This window comes from Erwinia sp. LJJL01 (genome assembly GCF_047300805.2).
GTDB classification, from domain to species: Bacteria; Pseudomonadota; Gammaproteobacteria; order Enterobacterales; family Enterobacteriaceae; genus Erwinia; species Erwinia aphidicola.
Map to the genome: position 1 here is coordinate 1,234,448 of NZ_CP178576.1, position 20,278 is coordinate 1,254,725.

A 20,278-nucleotide genomic window follows, 5' to 3' on the forward strand; every position below is an offset into this window, starting at 1 on the left:
GTGCCACTTGATTTCCTAATCCTTACCAAATCAGCAAATCAGTGGCCGATATTGATTAGGGCTAAAATGCAGATAACCAGAAGCTGTAGCCTCTGGTTATCTGGTTGTGTTACTCGCTTTCAGGCTCCAGTAAGAAACTGGGTTTACCGTATGATGAAACAAATAAACCTTTTACCGCACGCGTTGCTGCCACGTGAAGCAATGCTCGTTCATTAAACAACGCATCGCGCTTTTCTACAGGATCATCTGAAGTGATGGCTTTCACCTCAGGTACAACACCATCGTTAATCCCGGCAAGGAAGACATACTGGAACTCAAGTCCTTTGATGCGATGCATCGTTGCCATACGCACCCCAGAACGTTGTTCAGTATCACCACTATCCTGGCCTAACGAATAAGTTTCAATTCCAGCATCATCTAACACATAAGCATAACGGTCATAGGCGTGCTTGGTACGGGCCGTTATACAAATATCCTGGGAACGCACATTATTAGCCAGTAACGCCTGAATCTGTTTAACGATGGTGCCTGCCTCTTCTTTAAAATCGGTAGCATGCGTTATGGTTGGTAAATCACCATGCAGCAATGACAAATAATCATTGCTGGCATCTGCTTCACCATCTAGGTTATCTACCTTAACTCCAGTCAACAACCCAACGGCAAACCGACGAGTTTCTTCGGTTGTACGGTAGTTAATTTTTAGCTTCTTACTTCGGCGGCCACGGACATTAATGCCACATTGCCCCAGAACAACCTTATTGCGATAGATCCTCTGATGCCCATCACCGACAATAAACAGATCATTAGGCGACTCAGGTACCAGACTACGAATTAGAGTAAAGGCCGGAGCACCAATATCCTGGGCTTCATCGACCACAATGCTGCTATAAGGTAACTGAACCTGTTTTTCTTTAAACAGGACAATCGCTTCATGCATCGCATCCCCCATTTCACGCAACTTTGCGCGTGCCATTTGGGAACGAAACTCTTCAAATACAGGCCATATTTTGGCTCGCTGAATACGTGACAATGCCGTTCCTCGCCCTAGCCGACTCACTTTAAGGTAGTCTTCACGACTGTAGACCGCATTGGGTTGCACTACCCGAGCCCATTCTTCCGCGTAAAAATTATCAGATAAACCGAGCTCTGCTGGGACTTGCTGCAAGGCATAACTCCAGCATTTACGTCGACCTTCATCGCTTTCATAAACTACACGGAAATCATAACCATGACGTTTAAGTTGTTCACTCATCCAGGCATCAATATTAATAACTTCGATGCGAGCCATTTCTTCACGAGAACAAAGACGCTGTAAATTGGCGCGAATATCTGCAGCAAGGTTACGAGTAAAAGTCGTAAACAGAATTTTCTTGCCAGGTTGATCATCTAAACGTTGAGCAAGCCATCTTGCACGATGCATAGCAACTACGGTTTTCCCTGTACCAGCGCCACCCAAGACACGAACAGGTCCGGTTGCAGGATTTTCTACCAACTTACGCTGGCTGGGGTGCAAAAAGATTCGCCACTTTTCTAGAGGTGCATTAAGCATTTGGAGCAGTTCTTGCTCATTTTCCACTACATGGAATCGACGCTTACTGCGTTCAATAGCTTCGATGAAGTCGTTAGTATCGACAGGCATATCTTTGCGGTCGTTAAACTCTTCCAGAACCTCCTGGTAATCCAACCCTTCAGACAACCAATGAAGTGGCTCCCAGGCCTCTGCAGGCATAACGTTTTCAAGCTGGTTAAGCCCATCGACATCCGTAAGAACCATAACCTGATCGATAAATACAGGAGGAACACCTAGTGCCAGGATCTGATCGGCTGAATATGCAGCAAACAGCTTAGATTTATCAGGTGCAACAGGTTCAGGTACAGCCTTGATATAACTAATATCAATAACCTGAATCGCCCCCGTTAATGGGTGAATCGAACAGTCATGACGGCGCGCCCATTCATAGGCTTCGTCATGCTTGTCTACCCACATCAGCATATATATCGCGCCTTGTTCTGGTTTAAGCACGATACCGCGGTAAGTTTGATCAATGCGTACCGAATGAATATTGGCACTTCGGGCATCGTGAATCTTTTCGTAGTTCAGCCCATTACTGGTGGGATCCTGGCGAAACTTAGAAATAAACTCCTGAACTTTCTTCTGCTGCGCTTTTGGGATACGAGCAAACGCCCCCAAAAAGCCATCAGAAAGTGCCACTTTTGGCAACTGAACCGTCATTTATCACCTCCTGACAGATGTTGTAAGGTTTCTTCGCTGATTGGGCCTAACGAGACCTGCCAGCCATGTATGGTGAAATGAGAAGCGAAGCTCTCATCCTCAAAAATAATTGCCTGTTTTTGATCAGGCCAGGCAAGATCTGCTTCTCCAATAATCTCACCCAAATCGTTTTGTAAGGCATAGCCAGGAACAGGTGCTCCAAGGTCATGAGCCTGAAGCAAAGCAATTTCTTCACTGGTGAGTAATTCAAACTCAATAATTTCTGCCCAACTGGCATCTGACTGCACTTCTTGAGCTGTTTCTATCGGCAAAACTACTAATTTTTCTTGTGGCTGGTGTATTGCTTTACGGCTTGTAAACGACATATCAGGCAAAAATTGCAGCAGGTTAACCAGGCGCCAGAAACCATAAAATCCAGCTTCATAACCGCTATCTTCTGAATGGCGGTCATCAAAACAGAGATGTAGTCGTAATGCCTCACACAGCTGATCAGCAGTTGGCGTGATCTTGAGATAGCTCTGAAGCAGTACTGATGCCAACTCAATAAATTGTTGAGATGAACCGCAACTGTCCAGAAGCCCGCCAAAAACAAAAGGTTCGTCGGGTAAAATTTGCTTCTGGCGTACTGGTGAGGCATTTTCCTGCATTTCATAAGCATATTTTTGCTGAACGCCAGCCTCTTGTGAGCGCTTAACATCCAGCCACACCCAGGCATGTGCGGCAGCCAGCTGTTTCCAAAACGTCGTTTTTTGCTCAGGCTCTGCCAGATAATCAAGTAACAAATCGAAGCTGTTCCTGTCCTGAACGGAAGAATGTAAGGTAACGAAATTGACATCATGGAATCGGTTATAAATCGTAGGCTGTTTCATTGCCGGATTATGCCCAAGACCAAGCACATCCTGCAGATGCTTACACCCAGCCTCATTAAGATCACGCCAACCAATAGTCCAGACGTGGTAATTCCCGCTATCTTTGATCGCTTGCCGTTTCTGAACGTCATCAAAAACTGTGTCTTTATGGAAGGCATAGCCATCGAGGAATATCGCAACTGGCTTTATATCTGCTGGTTGCGCAATAGGGTAAAGAACAAAATCAGGGCGCGATGGAATACCCACCCCCTCTTTAACCCCTAAATCTACCTGTGCTTTTAAATGCCAACTGGACGAAGACTCTGCTCGGGTGTTGATAACCCAGCCTGCGCTTTGGTGCGCGTAGCTGCGGCTAACAACCAGGCTTTTTTGCTCCTGTAAGCAGCTGATAAATCGCTTCTCAAGCTCAGACCCCATCATTGCGTCGAGCGAAATACTATTGATGGTTTTAATTTGGCGAATTTTATCGCTGGCTTTAAGAATTTGCGCCAACAGTACGCGCGACTGGTCACGTGAAACAAACTTCATGCGCCCACGGTCACGATAGGCGTACACACAGCGGTAGCAGCCATCTTTGCTGGTATCGTGATTACAGCTACATTCCACTAATGCCTGATAGGCCTGCTGCAACAATTTCAGCAGGTTGTCTGGCGTTCTCATCAATTCTTTTAGAGAGCCCGTTCCTCCCGGCACCGTATCGTAGATAACCAGATATTGCCGCCACGATTCACCCTCGTTTTCAGGTTCGCGATACACAACCCCCTTCAGGTGATCAACATTCCCCTTAAAGTAATGTTTCAACCCAAGCTGGATGGCAGCAGCAAGTGACGACTCAACAATACGGTCATTACTATAACTGGTTACAGGTAATAAAATACGCAGCGCTTCGGATTCCAGCTGGCGATAAAGATAGAGATAATCTTCAAACTTCGCTTTTTCTGGTTCACTCCGGTACTTACAGCTCAGATCATGATCTCGCCGCGGATCATTGTTACGCGGGCGTTTTACCATCCCACAGCTCAGGCAAACCTGGAAACCAGTACGTCGCTTTTTGTCACCCGCAATCATCAACTCGCTGGCATCATCAGCCATCTTGCCGAAGTTAATATCGCGCAGAGTCACTTTACTCAAGAACTCAAAGCCAAACGGGACTTCGCCTTCGTCAATGGCATAGGCCGCCGTGACATCCTGAGGTTCATAACTAACCAGTAACTGCCGCTGGAAGAAAGTCGGTTCGCGGCTATCACTTTCATCGCTGATTTGGCTATCGCGTGCACTGGCACGAGCATAGACCTGACGCAATTTCAGTAAGGTCGTTTTCTGCCCTGCATCAGCCCAAACAGGCGTGCCACATTTTGGACAGTACTTATGCTGGTCACCCGTTTGATCGATATTTTCGCTGTAGTTGCAGTGGCTACATATCCGCCAGTTTTCAGGCTTCGAGACGTTAAGATCGATTTGTTCGATCTCTACTTTATGCCCACCAGCATAAAAGTTATTCAAGGGGGCTAGCTCAGCCAGCGCTGTGGCGGCAGGGCGTTCATACTCGTAGGTTGTATTCTGGAATTCACGTTCTTGTCCCCCTTCTTTACGCCTCCACAAAACAGAACGTAAAGTCACACCGGCTTCCGGGAAAGCATAGTTCGGCAGCAAGCCTTCATCAGTGAGGAAGTTCAGGGTCTGCTTGTCGTTTATTTGACGAATCAGTGACTGCAATGCTGAACGCTCAGAAGTCAGTTCACGCATATCAGCTTCGTAATTTTGATCTCGAGGCGCAGCTTCCAGCTTTTCGATGCTGCGTTTCAACTTGTCGATACGCGCACGCAATGATTTTCGATCTTCAAGTAATTGCGCTAGTGCAGTATCTATTCTTTGTTCAAGCGAACGATAATTTCGCTCACCGGTGAGGTAATGGGTCAGTTGCAGCAGGGTATCAGCTTCCAGTTGCGGGAAAATCCCGGCAAAACGTTCAGCAATCGCCACACGATGTTCCTGCACATAGCGCAGGAAATTGTATGGGAAACCGCCCTTACGGCCAGTATCCAATTCATCGAGCATCTGCTTTACGTTTTTACTGATGGCGGAGCCCGGCACACCCGTTTTTACCCAGTTATCCAGGCAGAACGCGGCGAGTTGTCGCTCGAGAATCGCCACTGCATTGAGAAATACACCGGGAGCCTGAACCTGCCCCTGCATCATCTCCAGCGGTTCTTCAAAGAAGAACTGGTCGTGTGGATTTCCTTCGGCAACAGTAATGTTTAATGCATTCCCGTCTTTACGACCGGCACGCCCGATACGCTGTAAATAGTTAGCCTGAGCCGGGGGTACGGAACAAAGTAGAACCGAAGAAAGATCGCCAACATCGATCCCCATCTCCAGCGTAGGGGTCGCTGATAATAAATTGATGTTCCAGGGCTTAGTGCCGCGATAGAACGATTTTTCCGTTGCCTCGCGATCTTCGCGGGTCAGCAAGCCGGTATGCTCAGCCCCCATGACGCGAGCAATATCCATATTGTCCCAACGCAGCGTCGGCTCGCTATCTGTAATCTGGTAGCGACCTTCATCACAGCGCAGTGACATACAGGGGGCATTTTCCCAAAGCCACGCCTGTTCGGAAGGGGCTCGAACGATTTCCCGGCAGCACGTGCAGTTGAGCTGGGTGACATCACGGCTGACAACCAGTGCCGAAGTACTCAATCCCCAGGCTACACGGCCTTTGGTATCGAAAGATGTCACCATTCCTGCACTTTGCAGCGCCGTATAAAGCAGCCGCAATATCGTTTCCGAAGTACTACTGATGAAAATATTATCGCCGCTGTTTAATGAGCGCGTTAACCAACGCTGATACCAGCTTGGGTTGTCCTTAGATCCGTTAAGACGGTGGAAGCCGGTGATTTTTTCAAATGAGGCGTAAACAGGTTTACGCGTTTTCGGGCCGATAGATGGCATGTAGCGTGATGTACGCTCTTTTTGCGTCATCATAAAGGTCGTGCCATCCCGCCGATAACTTTCAAATGCCGGATGCATCACCGCACCAGCATGGCGCTGATACCACAAAATCCCTAAAGCCAGATGTGTGACTTGTTCAACCGTCACGCCATTCATCAGGTCACCCAATTCTTCGCAAAGCTGCTGATGTAGCGCTTTAATTGCTGGGTTAAGCCGTTCTGTATCCACGCCGGTAGCAGCAAAACCCGTGGTCTCTAACGTTCGCCCGATGCTGGCACGAAGGGTAAACTCGCTCCACACCTCCCAGTCGAGACGTAAACGAACCAACTCCTGAAGATCCGAGTTTTCAGTAAGTTGGCCTTCGATTTTTAACGTCTGATAATCGTTTAGCCACTGCATATTTGGCGCGATGAAATTCGCCACAAAATGTGCGTCATCGGTCGAGGACTCACGTGTTTGCTGGCAAACCTTCTGGGCGAATACGTCAAGCCGTAAGGTTTCACCCACATTGAGTAAACGGGCAATCTGCCCACGCACCATTAATGGCCACGTGCGGGCAGTAAAGAAACTTGCGCGGTGGGCTGCGTCTTGTACGGAGTCTGAAAAAGTGATCAGCTTTTTATGTTCGTTAAACTTACTGCCATAGAGCTGATGGATCATCACCGCCGATAAGCTAGCCGCTCTGGAACCGAGGATCGAGATACCATTTTTGCTGTTGCAATAAGGGCATTCGTTGGCGAACTCAAGCTGGTCTTTGCGCTGTTTGAGCATGTCAGGGATCAGTACCCGCACCATTTCGCTATACCCGCAGTGCCCACACTGCACGTTGGATTGCTTATTAAGCTTCAGGCAAGCCGGGCATAATTTTTGATGCATACCGCTAACGGCTTTTTCATTCTTATCCGGGAAGGCCAGCACAATCGAGCGGCCCTTTTCAAAGAACTGGCGATAAATCCCATCAAGATCGGTTTCCAGCTGCACATTTTGCCCGTGGCGCATACTCACCCAACCAGTGGCATGGCAGTCACGGCAGTGGATGACCGGCAGGTGATGTTCTCGGTCTTCAACAGTCAGGTCATCGGCAAAAACCAGTTGCGGTGTTTTTGAAACGCTGGCCACCAGGCGGCGCATTTCACGTAACCATAATTGTGAACGCAGTTGTACAAAGGGTAAGACCGGGCGTGGTTTGCCTGCCGCAATGCGCTGCTGTTGGTCGCCTGGGTTTTCCGGCACTTCCAGCCTTGCCTGAGCAATCAACGCCAGAATACTTTGCAACACCAGAGCAGCGTGCTCCGCGCTTTCAGAAAGCATGACCTGTAGGTTTTGAAGGCACTGCTGTTCGGAAAGAATACTGCCCTGTAAATCACGCAGTAACACATGCAACACACTGTGGCGACGTAACATTTCACCGAGCGCTACGCGTTTTTCACGCCCGTTATCGTCTTCAAGATTCTCAGGAAGACACAATTTACTTTCAGGGAACCAAAGAGGAATTTGCCCATTCAGATAGTCAACTGGCGTGGTATAACGATGAGGTTCAAGCGCCGTTTTATCTTCTGGCGCTGGATACTGGCTGTTAGTTATTTCAAAGCCTTGCAGATACTCAGCTGCGCTATAACGATCTTCACGGATCACCGCAGCATCGGTAAACGGCTGATCAAAAATAGTTTGTGCGTAATCCAGCAGTTGCCCCAGCTCATCTCCGACGGTTGCGGAGGTACCAACACAAGCAAAACGTCCGTTATCTACACCGACATGGTATTTAAGGCGGCGCACCAGACAGGCCAAATCGGAACCCTGAGCACCATCAAAAGTATGCAGCTCATCCACCACCAGATAGCGCAACATCCCGGGCTTATTGTGCCGCCATAGCTTTTGGTCGCCGGGGCGCATCAGCAGGTAGTCGAGCATTTTATAGTTAGTCAGCAGGATATCTGGCGGGCTGTCGCGCAGCGTATGTTTGCAGGTAATCACCTTATCGGCAGACATTTTTTTGCTTGGGTGTTCTTCGCTATCACCAACAAACAAGCCTACGGTGACTTTACCGTGCAGGCGTGGATCGCCACTGATAGTTTGAGCAAAGCGGCTGGCCTGATCGGTTGCCAGGGCGTTCATCGGGTAAATGACTATCGCTTTCACCCCGGCACCCGGTGTTCCTGCACAGTAGTTAAGCAGCGGGAACATAAAGCATTCTGTCTTACCGGAACCCGTGCCGGTTGCCACTAATGTGGGCTGAGGCTCAGCATGACCTAACCGTTCAAAAGCCTGGGCCTGGTGGGCGTGCGGTGGGAATGGCAGCGACAGATTTGGGAAGAAATCCAGCGGCAATAAACTTTTACGGAACGGTAGCTGAGCGGAGAGATACGGCCCTTTCAGCAACGCTTCCGGCTGGCGCAGAAACTGCTCCAGCATATTAATGTTACCGTTCTTTTCGCCATTGAAGAGCGGGCTATTGAGCGGAAATGCCGCACGTAAAAACTCGGCTACGCTGTCGGCAACCTGCCGACTGACAATGGAAGGCAGCATCAGACGCTCTCCTTATCACTTTCAAAGAATGCCCAGGCGACTTTATAGTCGTCTTCGCGGTCTGGTTTGATAAACGGTGCCTGCCAGGTTACTGTGCGGCGCTCGCCTTCATCGTTGCGGGTGTAGTCATCAAAGGTCACGCTGACGGTACCGGTTTGCAGGTGTTTAACATCGTCCCAACCGATAGCCAATTCCTCGCCATCTCCGCCCTTCCAGTCCGGGCTATCCACCGAGAACGCATAACCATTTTTCAGGTCTGCTTTACGCGCGGTACGCGGCAGGCCAACACCTACCAGCCCTTTGCTTGGGGTAAAGATAATCCGGCCGATTTGATCGTACCAGCTGTCGGCTTCGTACTGACGCATCACTGGGAATTGTACGCGGTAGATAGTCAGCAACTCTTCGAGTGTTAACCCTAGCGCCTGAGCGACAAGAACGTCGATTTCCACCAGCGCCTGACGACGGCTGTAATCGGTGCGTAACGCACAGTTACGCTGCCATTCAGGGGTGAGATTGGCGAAGAATTCTAGTGGGAGGTGTGGGAGACTACGGCTCCAGCGCTGGGTATTAAAGTCAGAGGTGTAGCAGGATTGCCAAAGCTCTGAGTAACTATTCACCAACGAAACCAAACTCAATACTCGACTATGTAAAGCAGTTCTATATTTATCAGCTGTAAGGACTGGCAACTGGTTTATGAGAGAAGTATTGGCATGCCCCATACCGGTACTTTTAACGCGATAGTCCAAAGGGACCGACAGAGTCATCGCAAAGTAATCCAGCATTGTTTGGGTGTTTTTAAAAGCAGAACCAAGACAAGTGTTTATATGACCAACGCCCGGTGGAACAATAGTTGTAATCAGCGTTCTCTCTGAAGATGACCCAATCATTTCACGGTTAACGAAACGATAATAATCCGTCACCTTCCTCGGCTCATCTTCACCAAGCTCAGTCCAGGTTACTCGCGGCGTACGTTTGGCATATTCCTGCGCATCACATGCAGGGATGTAGTTGGTGCGTGGCAAATAGTCTTCTGGCAGAGTCAACATATCGAGGCAATCGTAATCACTATTTAGCGTACAGTTTGCTCTTGGCGTTTTGTAGAACGGATTTCCCACAAAGAAATGCGGTCCTGATAAAACCCATTGTGATGCATCTTCTGGAAACTGTGTTTGTCGCACAATAGTTTCATCTTTTTGCTGATTAGTTTCATGCCACATTTCCAGTGACACATACTCACCCTGCAAATCTCCCAAACGCTTCGGCTGATCAGCAAATTTCTCAAGTACTGCAACAAGTTGTGTGGCATGTAATGCTGGCAGACGAGCCTGACTGGCAGGAGTTCCTTCACTATCATAAAGACGAGCAAACAAAGAGAGTTCGTGCAAACCAACGTTAATGAGACGAGAAAGGTGGCCAGTATTGTTCCATAAAATAGATGAACCAGCTTCCTGAGCACTATCGTATTTTATACCAGGAACCTGTTCGGAAATATTACTGTGAGAAAAGGATGTATCAATCGTTGCTGGTAAAAAAACATTAGCCATTGAAACAAAACTTATTAGATTTTGGTCAGGTCCAAAGATATTTATGCCGAAACGAGTTTGATCATGTACTTCATTAAACAATAGGTAAGCATTGGCAAATTGAAAATGTGCCCTCAGCCTCGGATACACAGCAGCACGCAACTGCCCACCTTTCGGATCGTCATAAATCCCTTCTGGGTGCAGGAAGCCCGCCACACCGTTTTTTGCTCCCAAACGCCACGCCTGCGGCAAGAAACATTTATACAGGTTGGTCTGCACACCACGCAGCACCGGGTAGTTCTGCTGCGCATTAAGGAAGTTCTGCATCCCTTCACAGCCTTCATACTCACTGCGCCAGGCATCTTCCAGCGCAGGGATTTGACTAAAGGTTTGTTCGCGTAGCGTCACCAGTTTCGACGCACTCAATTTACGCAGCACAAATTCTGGTTCGAAATCACCCAGCACGCCCGCTTCCTGCCATTCCACTTTCAGCCACGGTGGGTTACCCAGCATCAGGTCAAAACCACCGCGTTCGGCAAACAGATCGCTGAATTCTAAATCCCAGTGGAAGAAACGGTGTTGTTTACGCAAAGCATCAACCACTTTCAGTCGCGGCAAATGGCGGAACAACACATCAGTTTTCAGACGACCCGCGATAGAGAATAGGGATTCTTCTTCACGTTGGCTTTCCTCTTCTTCAAACAAACCAGCCATGATGTTTGATTCGGTTGCGGTAACTTCTTCCGTCACCACAATACCGTCGAGCAGGGTCTCCAGATCAAACAGCCAGTCACTGCGATCCGGCAGTTCATCGGCTTTATCAATCGGCCAAAACCACAGCGCACACCAGTAGTCCATTACCCAGCGCAGTTTTTGATAATCGCTATTGTCCTGATGACGTTTGCTGAACGTCTCGTCCTTACTGCGCATGCTGGAGTGCAATTGCGCATCGGCTGGCAATGGCCAGACGGCATAACCATCGGCGGTGGCTTCGCGCTCGGCTTTAAGCTGCTGGCGATAAGCATTCCACAACGCTTCTACTTTGCCGCTGATACGCTGCAAATCATTAATTTCATGAGGCTCAAAGCTTGCGGTAAACGCTTTACGCCAGGAATCTAACAGCTTGTAATCATCCGGATAACGCTGCTTAGCCGTTTTATCGCTGTAGTTTGCCATGCCGCTATCTGGCAGCAGGAAGTGGAAAATCTGCTTTTCATCACGCGGCGTATTCATCGCCAGCTCAGCAGGTTCGCAGTTAAGCCAGCTTGGGTCTTTAGCTTTTTTGTAAGTCAGTTCGCTTTTATTGAAAACCTGACGACGGGTACCAACCAGCGAGTTACCACAATGCAGCTGGTAACCGAACCACGGCACAAAGGTGTCACCGCTTATGGCGTTCAGCCACAGGGAAACTTCCGCCAGTTCCACTGCCACCGGGTTTAAGTCCACGCCGAAGACGTTGTTATCTGCGATGTACATTTTCACCCGTTGTAATTCCTGGGTGTACTGATCCTGTGGAATACGTCGCCCTTCCGCCTGCTGTTTATGGAACAGATAAGCTTCTGCTAACTGGTTGATGGCTTCGTTAAGGAACGCAGCACTTCCCATTGCGGGTTCGCAAACGGTGAGTTTTAAAACCGCATCGGCTTTGGCATGCAGATCGGTCATCGGATCAATCTGCTCTTTAAACAGTTCTTTGAGCGCGTATTTTACCAATGAGCGAGTCAACACTTCCGGGGTGTAGTAAGACGCCGATTTCTCTCGGTCACGTCCGGCCATGCGGTAGATGAAGCTACCCCGACGGTGAATACGCAGGCTGCCATCTTTCTCGTAAACCTTTTCGTCCTCATGGTATTTCTTGATCTCATCCTCACTGACGAAGTAGCCGGTTTCCAGCTCGTTAAACTCTTCCCCGGCTTTTTTCACTTCATAGAGATCATGACTGGCAAAAAAACCACGATAGGAGAGCAGCGCTTCATATACCGCACCTAACTGGTTGATCCCTAACTGGCGATAAGAAATACGCCCGCGACGCGCAAAGCGCCCTTTGCCTGGACGGCTAAGGGACATCGCCTGAATAACCTGTTGCAGCGTTTCGTTACGGAACACGACACGGTTCAAATAAGGCGTGTTTTCTGTCGCAAAAAGATGGCTTTCAAGACGAGGTATTTTGAACTGGTTGTTGTGGACGCTGATCTGTTCGCCGCTGATCCAGTCGCTCTGGATCTTCTCGCCGCCTTTGTAGCCCTCACGCACCAGCTTAAACAGCATATTCAGGCTGTCATGCAGGTAGCGGCCATTTCTGTCCTCTTCGCTGGTAAGCGGGATCATTTCCAGGTCACGCAGGGTTTCCAGGCTGTAACCTTGCAGATAGGTCCGCGCCTGCATTGGCGCATAGCCCAGTTCCGGACGTGCTTCGATATAGAAGAGGAACAGCAGACGGTACATATAGCGCAGGCATTCACGGCTGAGATCTTCCGGGTTAACGGCTCGGTTACCCGTATAGTTTGCCAGCCCTCGCTCAATGAGGTAACGCATCGCTTCGTTGCCGAGCAGCTCGATACTTTCACGCAGCGCATATTTCAGATCTTCGGATACCCCAAACGCATGTTTGTGGGAATTGTCATCCAATGAATCGAGATAAGGCGCGCCGCTGCCAGGCATGAGCGAATCTTTGTGCAGTAACACCGCCGTCGCTTTCAGCGTTTCCGTTTCGCGGCGGCTTAAAATTTCTTCGAAATCAAAACGCAGCAGACGGTTTTGCGCCCACTTGGTGCGGTCCAGCAGCAGCAACTGGCGGTTGCCAAGTAGCAAGATAAATCGCGGGGGTTCTGGCTGAGTGAAGACTTCGGAGGAAATCAGCTCCTGCCAGGAACGATATTCACCACGGGCATTTTTACGCAGATTATCACGGTGCTTTTTATCTACATCAGCCGGGAACTGAGCCTTCAGCAAGGATAACGCCAGTGGATCGAGAGTGCCCTCTTCCACATCGTGGGCTTCAATAATCCATAACCACGGGCTGCCATCAGCGCCGTTATAACGCGCCAGTACAGGAAGAGGAGAACCGTCCTCCAGCACCTGAATTTGCGGGTTCAGCTCATAGCCTAAAGCCTGCATCAGAGGCCGCCAGCGGCTGTGTTGATCCACCAGTCGTTGCGGGATCTGGCGCTGTTTTTCCTGTTCAGATAACTGGCGGAAGAAGGCTGTCGCCAGGCTGTTTAGCTGATTCCAGGGCGCCCGGTAGCCCGGCGTAAACTCTTCGCCTTTTTCTCTGGCAGCTCGTTCCACTTCGCGAGCGGCATTTTCCTGTTCGTTCCACGGCTCCAGAGCTTCGCGGATATCGCTGGTAAATACTTCGCCCAGATAATGGTTGGAGTAAAATTCGTTTTCGTTATTAATACCGACCAGCGCCATGATTAACCCTCCGCTCCGGTGATAACAGCAATGACCTGAATGTAGGGTTCTTTTTCTGTGGTCATCGTGTCCTCAATCCATTCGATATAGCTATTAAAGTTGTGTTCAATTTCACGCTGGCGCTGCTTTTTACGGCTCTGTTTAACGGATTCTTGCTGTTTGTTTTCGGCAAAATCCAGCTCCAGCTGGCCTATCTGGCGTTCTCTGAGTACATCCAGCTTTTCCAGATGTTCATTGAGCTGTTGGTTAATTTTGTCTTCAAACGCCTGACGATCGTGCGCAAAAACATCGCGAGCACGTTCAATCGCTTTTTCCAGTAGCTGCTGCTGGCGTTGATGGTTACGTCGCCCGCCACCGGCATTGGTTAGCTTTTTGCGAAGCTGCGGATTGTTTGCCAGGAATTCAGCAAACGGCAAACTCCAGGTTAACTGCTCAAGATTAAAACTCACCACCAGCCATGAATTCACCATCGGGTGAGATTTACGATTCGGGAATAAACCCGAAAGAATAAAATGGTCTTCATCTGGCGAAAATAGATGCGGCAGGCGAATCACCGGTGCCTGATGACGACCAAAGGCAGACTGCATTTTGTCATCTAACCACTGAACAACCGGGTTGATTTGCCAGAGATAATGAATATCTGGCCAGGCGTGTTGCTCCCCACGGGAACGGATAATGGAATCAGTGATGACTTTTTTATCCTGGCTTAGGTAAAGCTGGCCATTTTCCGGGGTGATTTCTGGAGGAAGCTGATTAAAGCGTTGGCGTAACTCTTCCGGTGCCACCAGCGACAGAGTGTTATCAGGCAAGGTTTCGTATTGAATACGTTGGCCACTGGCCTTCAGATAACTCAGGGCTTTTTCACAGTAGGTTTGTTCATCCGCGAAGAGGCTGGTATCAGTGGCCGTTAGTGACTGAATGTCCTTGGAAACCACATTACTCAGTTCGCTGAATAAATCGTGTTCAGTACTTTCACCAACGTTACTGTTCAGCAGCTCATCAAAGAGGCTGGCACCGTTATCGCTACCTTGCATCATATAGCCTGCGACCTGCTCTTCTTCCTCTTCCTGGGTAAACTTACCCGTGAATTCTGAACTGTCACCGATATTTTTCTGCGCTTGCTCATCTTTGTTGATCAGCACTTGCAGAACGCGCATATCACCATTGATTTGCGGTTCGTTTGCTTCAGTTAGCAGGTAACGAATTTGTGGAACGTGCTTTTGTCCGTAGCGGTCGATACGCCCGTTACGTTGCTGGAATACCATCAATGACCAGGGAATATCGAAGTGAACCATTTTGTGACTCAGGTGGTGCAAGTTGATACCTTCCGATGCCACATCAGAGCAAATCAGCAAACGCAATGGTGACTGTTGCTTACCGAAGGCTTCAATAGTTTCCATCAGCACGGTATCACCCTGGTCTCCGCGTAATGTAGCGACTTGCTCTGGTTTGATTTTGAGATCAGCAAGCAGTTGCTGGTGCAAGAATTCCAGCGTTTTTATGCTCTCGGTAAAGATCACCAGACGGTCGTCGCTGTTATTGGCTTTCCATTTGAGATCGCTGCGGATGGTTTCCAGCAATAACTGGTATTTGCTGAACTGACTGGCATCAACATTATTCAAAGCCAGCAGCAGAGAATGCAGTTCGTTAATTTGGCTCTGGCTATTAATTTCTTTACAGCTTTCCAGGCGTTTCAAACGGTTCGCAACCACGCTGGCGCAAGCCATAGGGCTTGAGAACAGCGCTTTCTCCAGCGTGATTTTGAACAAACGACCTTTGTTTGCTGAAGTATCTTCATCGTCGTCATCGCGGAATTTACTTTCTAGAAGACTCCGGTAAACCTCTTCTTCTGCGGATGTCGCTTCTCGTTGAAGTTCCTTGATTTCACGCTCAGGGAATTCGCCAGCCATTTGGTCTTTCACGTCTTTCTTGAAGCGACGCACAACCAAATTTTTATCCGAGAAATCTGCGTACTCATACTCTTTAGGATTAGCAATCGCAGTGGGATCAAGCATGTTCATCAGGCTGGCAAAACTTTCAGCTTTACCATCATGAGGGGTCGCAGAGAGCATAATTAACGTATCGCTTCGCCCGGCAAGCAATTTTGCCAGTTTGCTGCGTAAGGAGCTGGTCCCTCGTTCAGCGACGTTATGCGCTTCATCGATGACAATAATATCCCACCAGGCATTTTCCAGATGGTGACGGTATTCAATGTCTTGTTTCAGGGTATCGATGGAAATAATCGTTTTATCGAAATAGTGAAACGGGTTGTGGTTCGTGGGGATACGGTTGCGTACTTTTTGCAAACCTGCAGAATCAAGACGGGTAAGAGGAATCGCAAAACGGCTCCAGAACTCTTTCTGAAACTGAGTAAGCATGGACTTGACTGCCAACACCAGGATACGTTTCCCACGCCCACGGCGGATTAATTCAGAAACCAAAATTCCCGCTTCGAGCGTTTTGCCAAGGCCTACAGCATCGGCAATCAAAATTCTCTGGCGTGGCTGCGCCAGCGCCATCCGCGTTGGATCAAGCTGGAAAGGCATCGAATCCATCGCCGCTTTATGGCCGAAGTGAACCAAATTATCTGTCGGCACTCGCTGGCGAAGCTGGCTTTCGATATAAAGTTGTGATGCCTGATAGTTGGCGGAGTCGTCCTCTACCAGCTTAGTTTTTGCAGGATCCAGTATTTCTATTTTTTCTTCCAACCCTGTCAGAAACAACCCTTCTTTACCGCGTACAAGTTCCGAAATGCCGTCACAAATAAGCAAGTGACCACCATCACCGCTGTTGTCTGCGCGACGAATACGCCACTCTGCGTCACGAATGACTACCCGCATTCCGGGTGCATAATTTTGTTCGTTCATCGGTTTTTCTGTCTGTTGTAGCAGCAATGCAAATCGGCGGTTTATCGGCACCAGCACGGCATACTGCGATAAAAAAGAGGGAGTTAAATAGTATCACGATAGCTGATTAATGTGATGGCTTAATGGGAGACATCTCGCAATAATTTAGTTTATTTATTAACCAGAGACATGAGAATAGTGCGCTTCATCATCCCCCTGCCCTGAACAGGCAGGGGGCCTTCAATTACCCGACAATAATGTAGCTTCGCAGACCATTATCTGGAGCGATGAGATTTGCCCTACTGGAAGCGACTATTTCGACTTGCCGGGAAGGATGCTCTTCGAAGTCAAAGAATGAATCGCCCTGGCAGCGCCAGTAGCCAAGCCCCATATCCAGCAGTAGATAACCTTCACTACCATCTTTGAATGACACAGTTAACTCGCGGCCATGGCCAGTCGTTAGGTTATCACCAACAAACCATGAAATATTCCCTGACTAGGCAGGGCCCAGATATCCTTCGTCCAGCAATGTTCTCAACACCTGCTCCCTGTCTTGCTCGTTGAGCCAGGCGTTAAATAATGAGTCATGTTGACGCGAACTGTAGTCGAGCTTTTTCACCGATATCGAGAGTGCCGCTCGTTCTGCCATTCCTTGTTCGACCAATTCAGTCAAAAGTTCGGCCAGCAGACGTGCAGTGAAAGGACTATTCACATAACGATCGCTATATTGCACCTGAGCTATTTCACGTTTTTCGGTGAAAGCACGCTCCCAGAATGGGTGTTGACTGCTTATAAGCGCCCAGAAACGTGCCCCGAAACCTTCCAATGGGCCATCAAGTTGGTGGGACAAATGGATTCGAACAGCTTCCGCGGGCAACTTAGGTAACAGTTCTTCCAGGGAGAGCGCATTTCCAGGATAATCCTTAGCAGCGCACACCTGACAAGATACAACAGGAGTTGTTGCACTCTGCCCCCAGCTTTTACCAGGGATGGTAATGGCATCATTGCCTGCGGCCCACTATAGGCAATGATCATCACCAATAATTTGCGCCAACCAGCGACCTTGAATAATTCGGATTTAGATAAAAGCGCCTCTCGTCACTGACCTCATCAGGCAATCCGCACGCTTTCTGGCATCCCTGCGCGCGTCATTTTGTTCAAGGCACGGATCATGGCCATAGCTTCTCCAACCTGCGCATCATAATCCCCCAGCGTCAGATGCCCACCAAACGGCTGTTTGACCCGGTACATTGCCGTTTCAGCCACCCACCGCCGGTTATAAGCCGCGTGCCATTTCCAGTAAGTATTGCTCCCGGTAATCCTCTGCCTGGCCACCGCCTGATTTCTGTCGGCATACTCCGCCGGCCAGTAACCGGCCCTCGTCCGCAGCGGGATTAATGCCTTAATTTTCTTGCGCCTCAGCTCGTCGTGGCACCTTTTTGTGTCATAAGCCCCGTCGGCGCAGGCGCCCCTGATTTTCCTGTTCGTCTGACGGATCAGGCCCGGGAATGCCTCTGTATCCGTCACATTGTTCAGGGAAAGGTCAGCGCAGATAACCTCATGCGTTCCGGCGTCCACCGCCAGGTGCAGTTTACGCCACACGCGGCGTTTTTCCTGACCGTGTTTTTTCACCTTCCATTCGCCCTCACCGAAGACTTTTAATCCGGTGGAGTCGATAACAAGATGGGCTGTTTCGCCGCGCGTGGGTGTTTTGAACGGAATATTGACGGATTTAGCCCGCCTGCTGACGCAGGAGTAATCCGGGCACCTGAGCGGGAGCTTCATCAGGGTAAAAATGGAGTCAATAAATCCCTGCGCGGCGCGCAGCGTGAGGCGAAAAACGCGTTTGAGCATCAGTACGGTAGAAATAGCGAGTTCAGAATTACGTTGCGGACGACCACGTGAAGACGTGTCTGGCTCGTCATACCAGGCCTGGATAGCCGACTCATCAAGCCAGAATGTCAGTGAGCCCCGTTTGACGAGCGCCTTGTTGTAGTCAGCTCAGTTGATGATTTTGAACGTTTTTTTGCCACATGATACCGCTACATGATCGGGAATGTGGTGAACTGATCCTGACTACGGCCAAAAGTTCGATTTATTCAACAAAGCCCCTTCAAGACTGATTGATTTTATTTATTATTAGATTATTTTTGCTACAATGATCGCAAAAATCAAGTTAGTCCGCAGCACTTTGAAAGATTTTTTCCATTGTGCTTGCCGCTAAGCTTAAAAATTACAATTACGTAACACAGGAATCGTCATGTTAGCCCAGCTTTTTGAACATTTGTTTCACTCTGTTGATTCAATGCTTGTAACCAATATTTTTATTTGGGCCGTAATTTTAATCTTCGCCTTTGCGTGGTGGTGTGACTATAAAAATATACACAGCAAGTTTAGGGAGTATGCTCCAACATTAATGGGAGCATTGGGTATATTAGGTACCTTTATCGGCATAATTATTGGGCTACTAGATTTCAATACGGAAAGTATTGATACTAGCATCCCAGTACTACTTGGTGGATTAAAAACTGCATTCATCACAAGTATTGTCGGAATGTTTTTCGCTATTGCATTTAATGCACTTGATGCATTTTTCTTTGCAAATAAAAGAAATAAATCGGCAAATAATAAACCAGAGCTTATCACTCCAGATCATATTCACCATGAACTGAAAGAGCAAAACCAATTTTTGGAAAAGTTAGTATCGGGAATGAGTGGCAGCGAAGAAGGTTCTTTGGTTGCACAGATAAAATTATTACGTAATGAAATAAATGATACATCTCGCACCCAACTTACTCATCATAATGAATTTACTAATAAACTATGGGAACAACTTCAACAATTTGCAGATTTGATGGCCAAGGGCGCGACTGAGCAAATAATTAACGCACTGAGACAAGTCATTATTGATTTTAATAAAAACTTAACAGAACAATTCGGTGAGAACTTTAAAGCTCTTGATGCTTCGGTAAAAAAACTTGTCGATTGGCAGGAGAACTATAAAACCCAAGTCGAACAAATGGGCGCACAGTACCAACAAAGTGTCGAGTCATTAGTTGAAACTCGTGGTGCAGTTGCTGGTATCTGGGAGGAGTGCAAAGAGATACCACTTGCAATGGCTGAATTACGCGATGTTTTGCAGGTTAATCAACATCAAATAAGCGAGTTATCTCTGCACCTTGATGCTTTTGTTTTATTACGTGATAAAGCAACCGATGCAGTTCCGGCTATCCATGAAAAACTGAATGAAGTAGGTGAATTGCTTAAAGCAGGTGCCTTGAGTGTCAGCACCACCTTGGGGCAAACAGGAGAGGAACTACTTACCAATTCAAATGCCATGCGCATTGCCCTGGATGAAGGCTCAGAAGGTTTCAGACAGTCGGTTACTCAGACTCAGCAAGCATTTGCATCAATGGCACATGATGTAAGTAATTCCTCTGAGACTTTAACAACAACGCTGGGTGAAACTATTACTGAAATGAAGCAAAGTGGTGATGAGTTCTTGAAGTCTCTTGAATTACATTCTAAAGTTCTTCACCGTAATATGGAACAAAACACAGCCAGTGTTATTGACCTCTTCACTAAAACCGGTGATAAGTTTAATCAACAGTTATCTAATAATGCAGATAATATGTTTGGAACCATCCAGTCAACATTTGACAAAGCAAGTGCAGGTTTGAATTCACAGGTAAAAGAATCAGTTGAGCGCTTTGGTAGTTCCATCAACGAACAACTACACGCTTTTGAACAAGCTACTGAGCGTGAAATGAATAGGGAAATGCAAGCACTAGGAAATTCATTACTGGCAATCAGCCAAGGATTTGTTAAAAACTACGATCATCTAATAAAAGAATATCAAAGTATTCTTGGCCAACTACAACCATTAATTAACTCAAGACAAAACCATGGGTAACAATT

5 protein-coding genes and 2 pseudogenes are annotated in these 20,278 nt (G+C 48.2%); 1 reads left to right on the forward strand and 6 read right to left on the reverse strand.

The window, feature by feature from the left end; all coding sequences use genetic code 11:
* Nucleotides 1-109 precede the first annotated feature (109 nt).
* The 6 genes and pseudogenes from ACLI4M_RS06560 to ACLI4M_RS06585 all read right to left on the reverse strand — a co-directional run bounded on the left by ACLI4M_RS06560 (nucleotide 110) and on the right by ACLI4M_RS06585 (nucleotide 18,373).
* Complete coding sequence (locus ACLI4M_RS06560) at nucleotides 110-2,233, reverse strand: UvrD-helicase domain-containing protein (RefSeq protein ID WP_133622665.1); 2,124 nt, start codon at nucleotides 2,231-2,233, stop codon at nucleotides 110-112.
* Entirely contained in the window at nucleotides 2,230-8,577 is a 6,348-nt protein-coding gene (locus ACLI4M_RS06565) for a DEAD/DEAH box helicase (RefSeq protein WP_133622664.1), read from the reverse strand. The genes ACLI4M_RS06560 and ACLI4M_RS06565 overlap by 4 nt, the downstream gene beginning before the upstream one ends.
* On the reverse strand, nucleotides 8,577-13,514 hold the full coding sequence (locus tag ACLI4M_RS06570; RefSeq protein ID WP_133622663.1) for an Eco57I restriction-modification methylase domain-containing protein: 4,938 nt from the start codon (nucleotides 13,512-13,514) through the stop codon (nucleotides 8,577-8,579). Before ACLI4M_RS06570 ends, ACLI4M_RS06565 begins: the two co-directional genes overlap by 1 nt.
* A gap of 2 nt (nucleotides 13,515-13,516) precedes the next feature.
* A complete protein-coding gene (locus ACLI4M_RS06575) occupies nucleotides 13,517-16,381 on the reverse strand; it encodes a DEAD/DEAH box helicase (RefSeq protein ID WP_133622662.1) in 2,865 nt (954 codons plus the stop codon).
* Between the two features lie 223 nt (nucleotides 16,382-16,604).
* Nucleotides 16,605-17,426 (reverse strand): annotated as a pseudogene (locus ACLI4M_RS06580) (DEAD/DEAH box helicase); the annotation flags it as partial.
* 44 nt (nucleotides 17,427-17,470) lie between these two features.
* A pseudogene (locus tag ACLI4M_RS06585) lies at nucleotides 17,471-18,373 on the reverse strand (IS5 family transposase).
* Nucleotides 18,374-18,620: 247 nt separating this feature from the next.
* Between ACLI4M_RS06585 and zorA2 the strand changes: the two are divergent.
* A complete protein-coding gene (gene zorA2 / locus ACLI4M_RS06590) occupies nucleotides 18,621-20,273 on the forward strand; it encodes a type II Zorya anti-phage system protein ZorA2 (protein WP_133622661.1) in 1,653 nt (550 codons plus the stop codon).
* The last annotated feature ends 5 nt before the right edge of the window (nucleotides 20,274-20,278 follow it).

Excerpts from the sequence above, each read along its gene's own strand:
- ACLI4M_RS06575 (WP_133622662.1), bottom strand. The coding sequence starts at position 16,381 with ATGAACGAACAAAATTATGCACCCGGAATGCGGGTAGTCATTCGTGAC.
- ACLI4M_RS06570 (WP_133622663.1), bottom strand. The coding sequence starts at position 13,514 with ATGGCGCTGGTCGGTATTAATAACGAAAACGAATTTTACTCCAACCAT.
- zorA2 (WP_133622661.1), top strand. The coding sequence starts at position 18,621 with ATGTTAGCCCAGCTTTTTGAACATTTGTTTCACTCTGTTGATTCAATG.
- ACLI4M_RS06560 (WP_133622665.1), bottom strand. The coding sequence starts at position 2,233 with ATGACGGTTCAGTTGCCAAAAGTGGCACTTTCTGATGGCTTTTTGGGG.
- ACLI4M_RS06565 (WP_133622664.1), bottom strand. The coding sequence starts at position 8,577 with ATGCTGCCTTCCATTGTCAGTCGGCAGGTTGCCGACAGCGTAGCCGAG.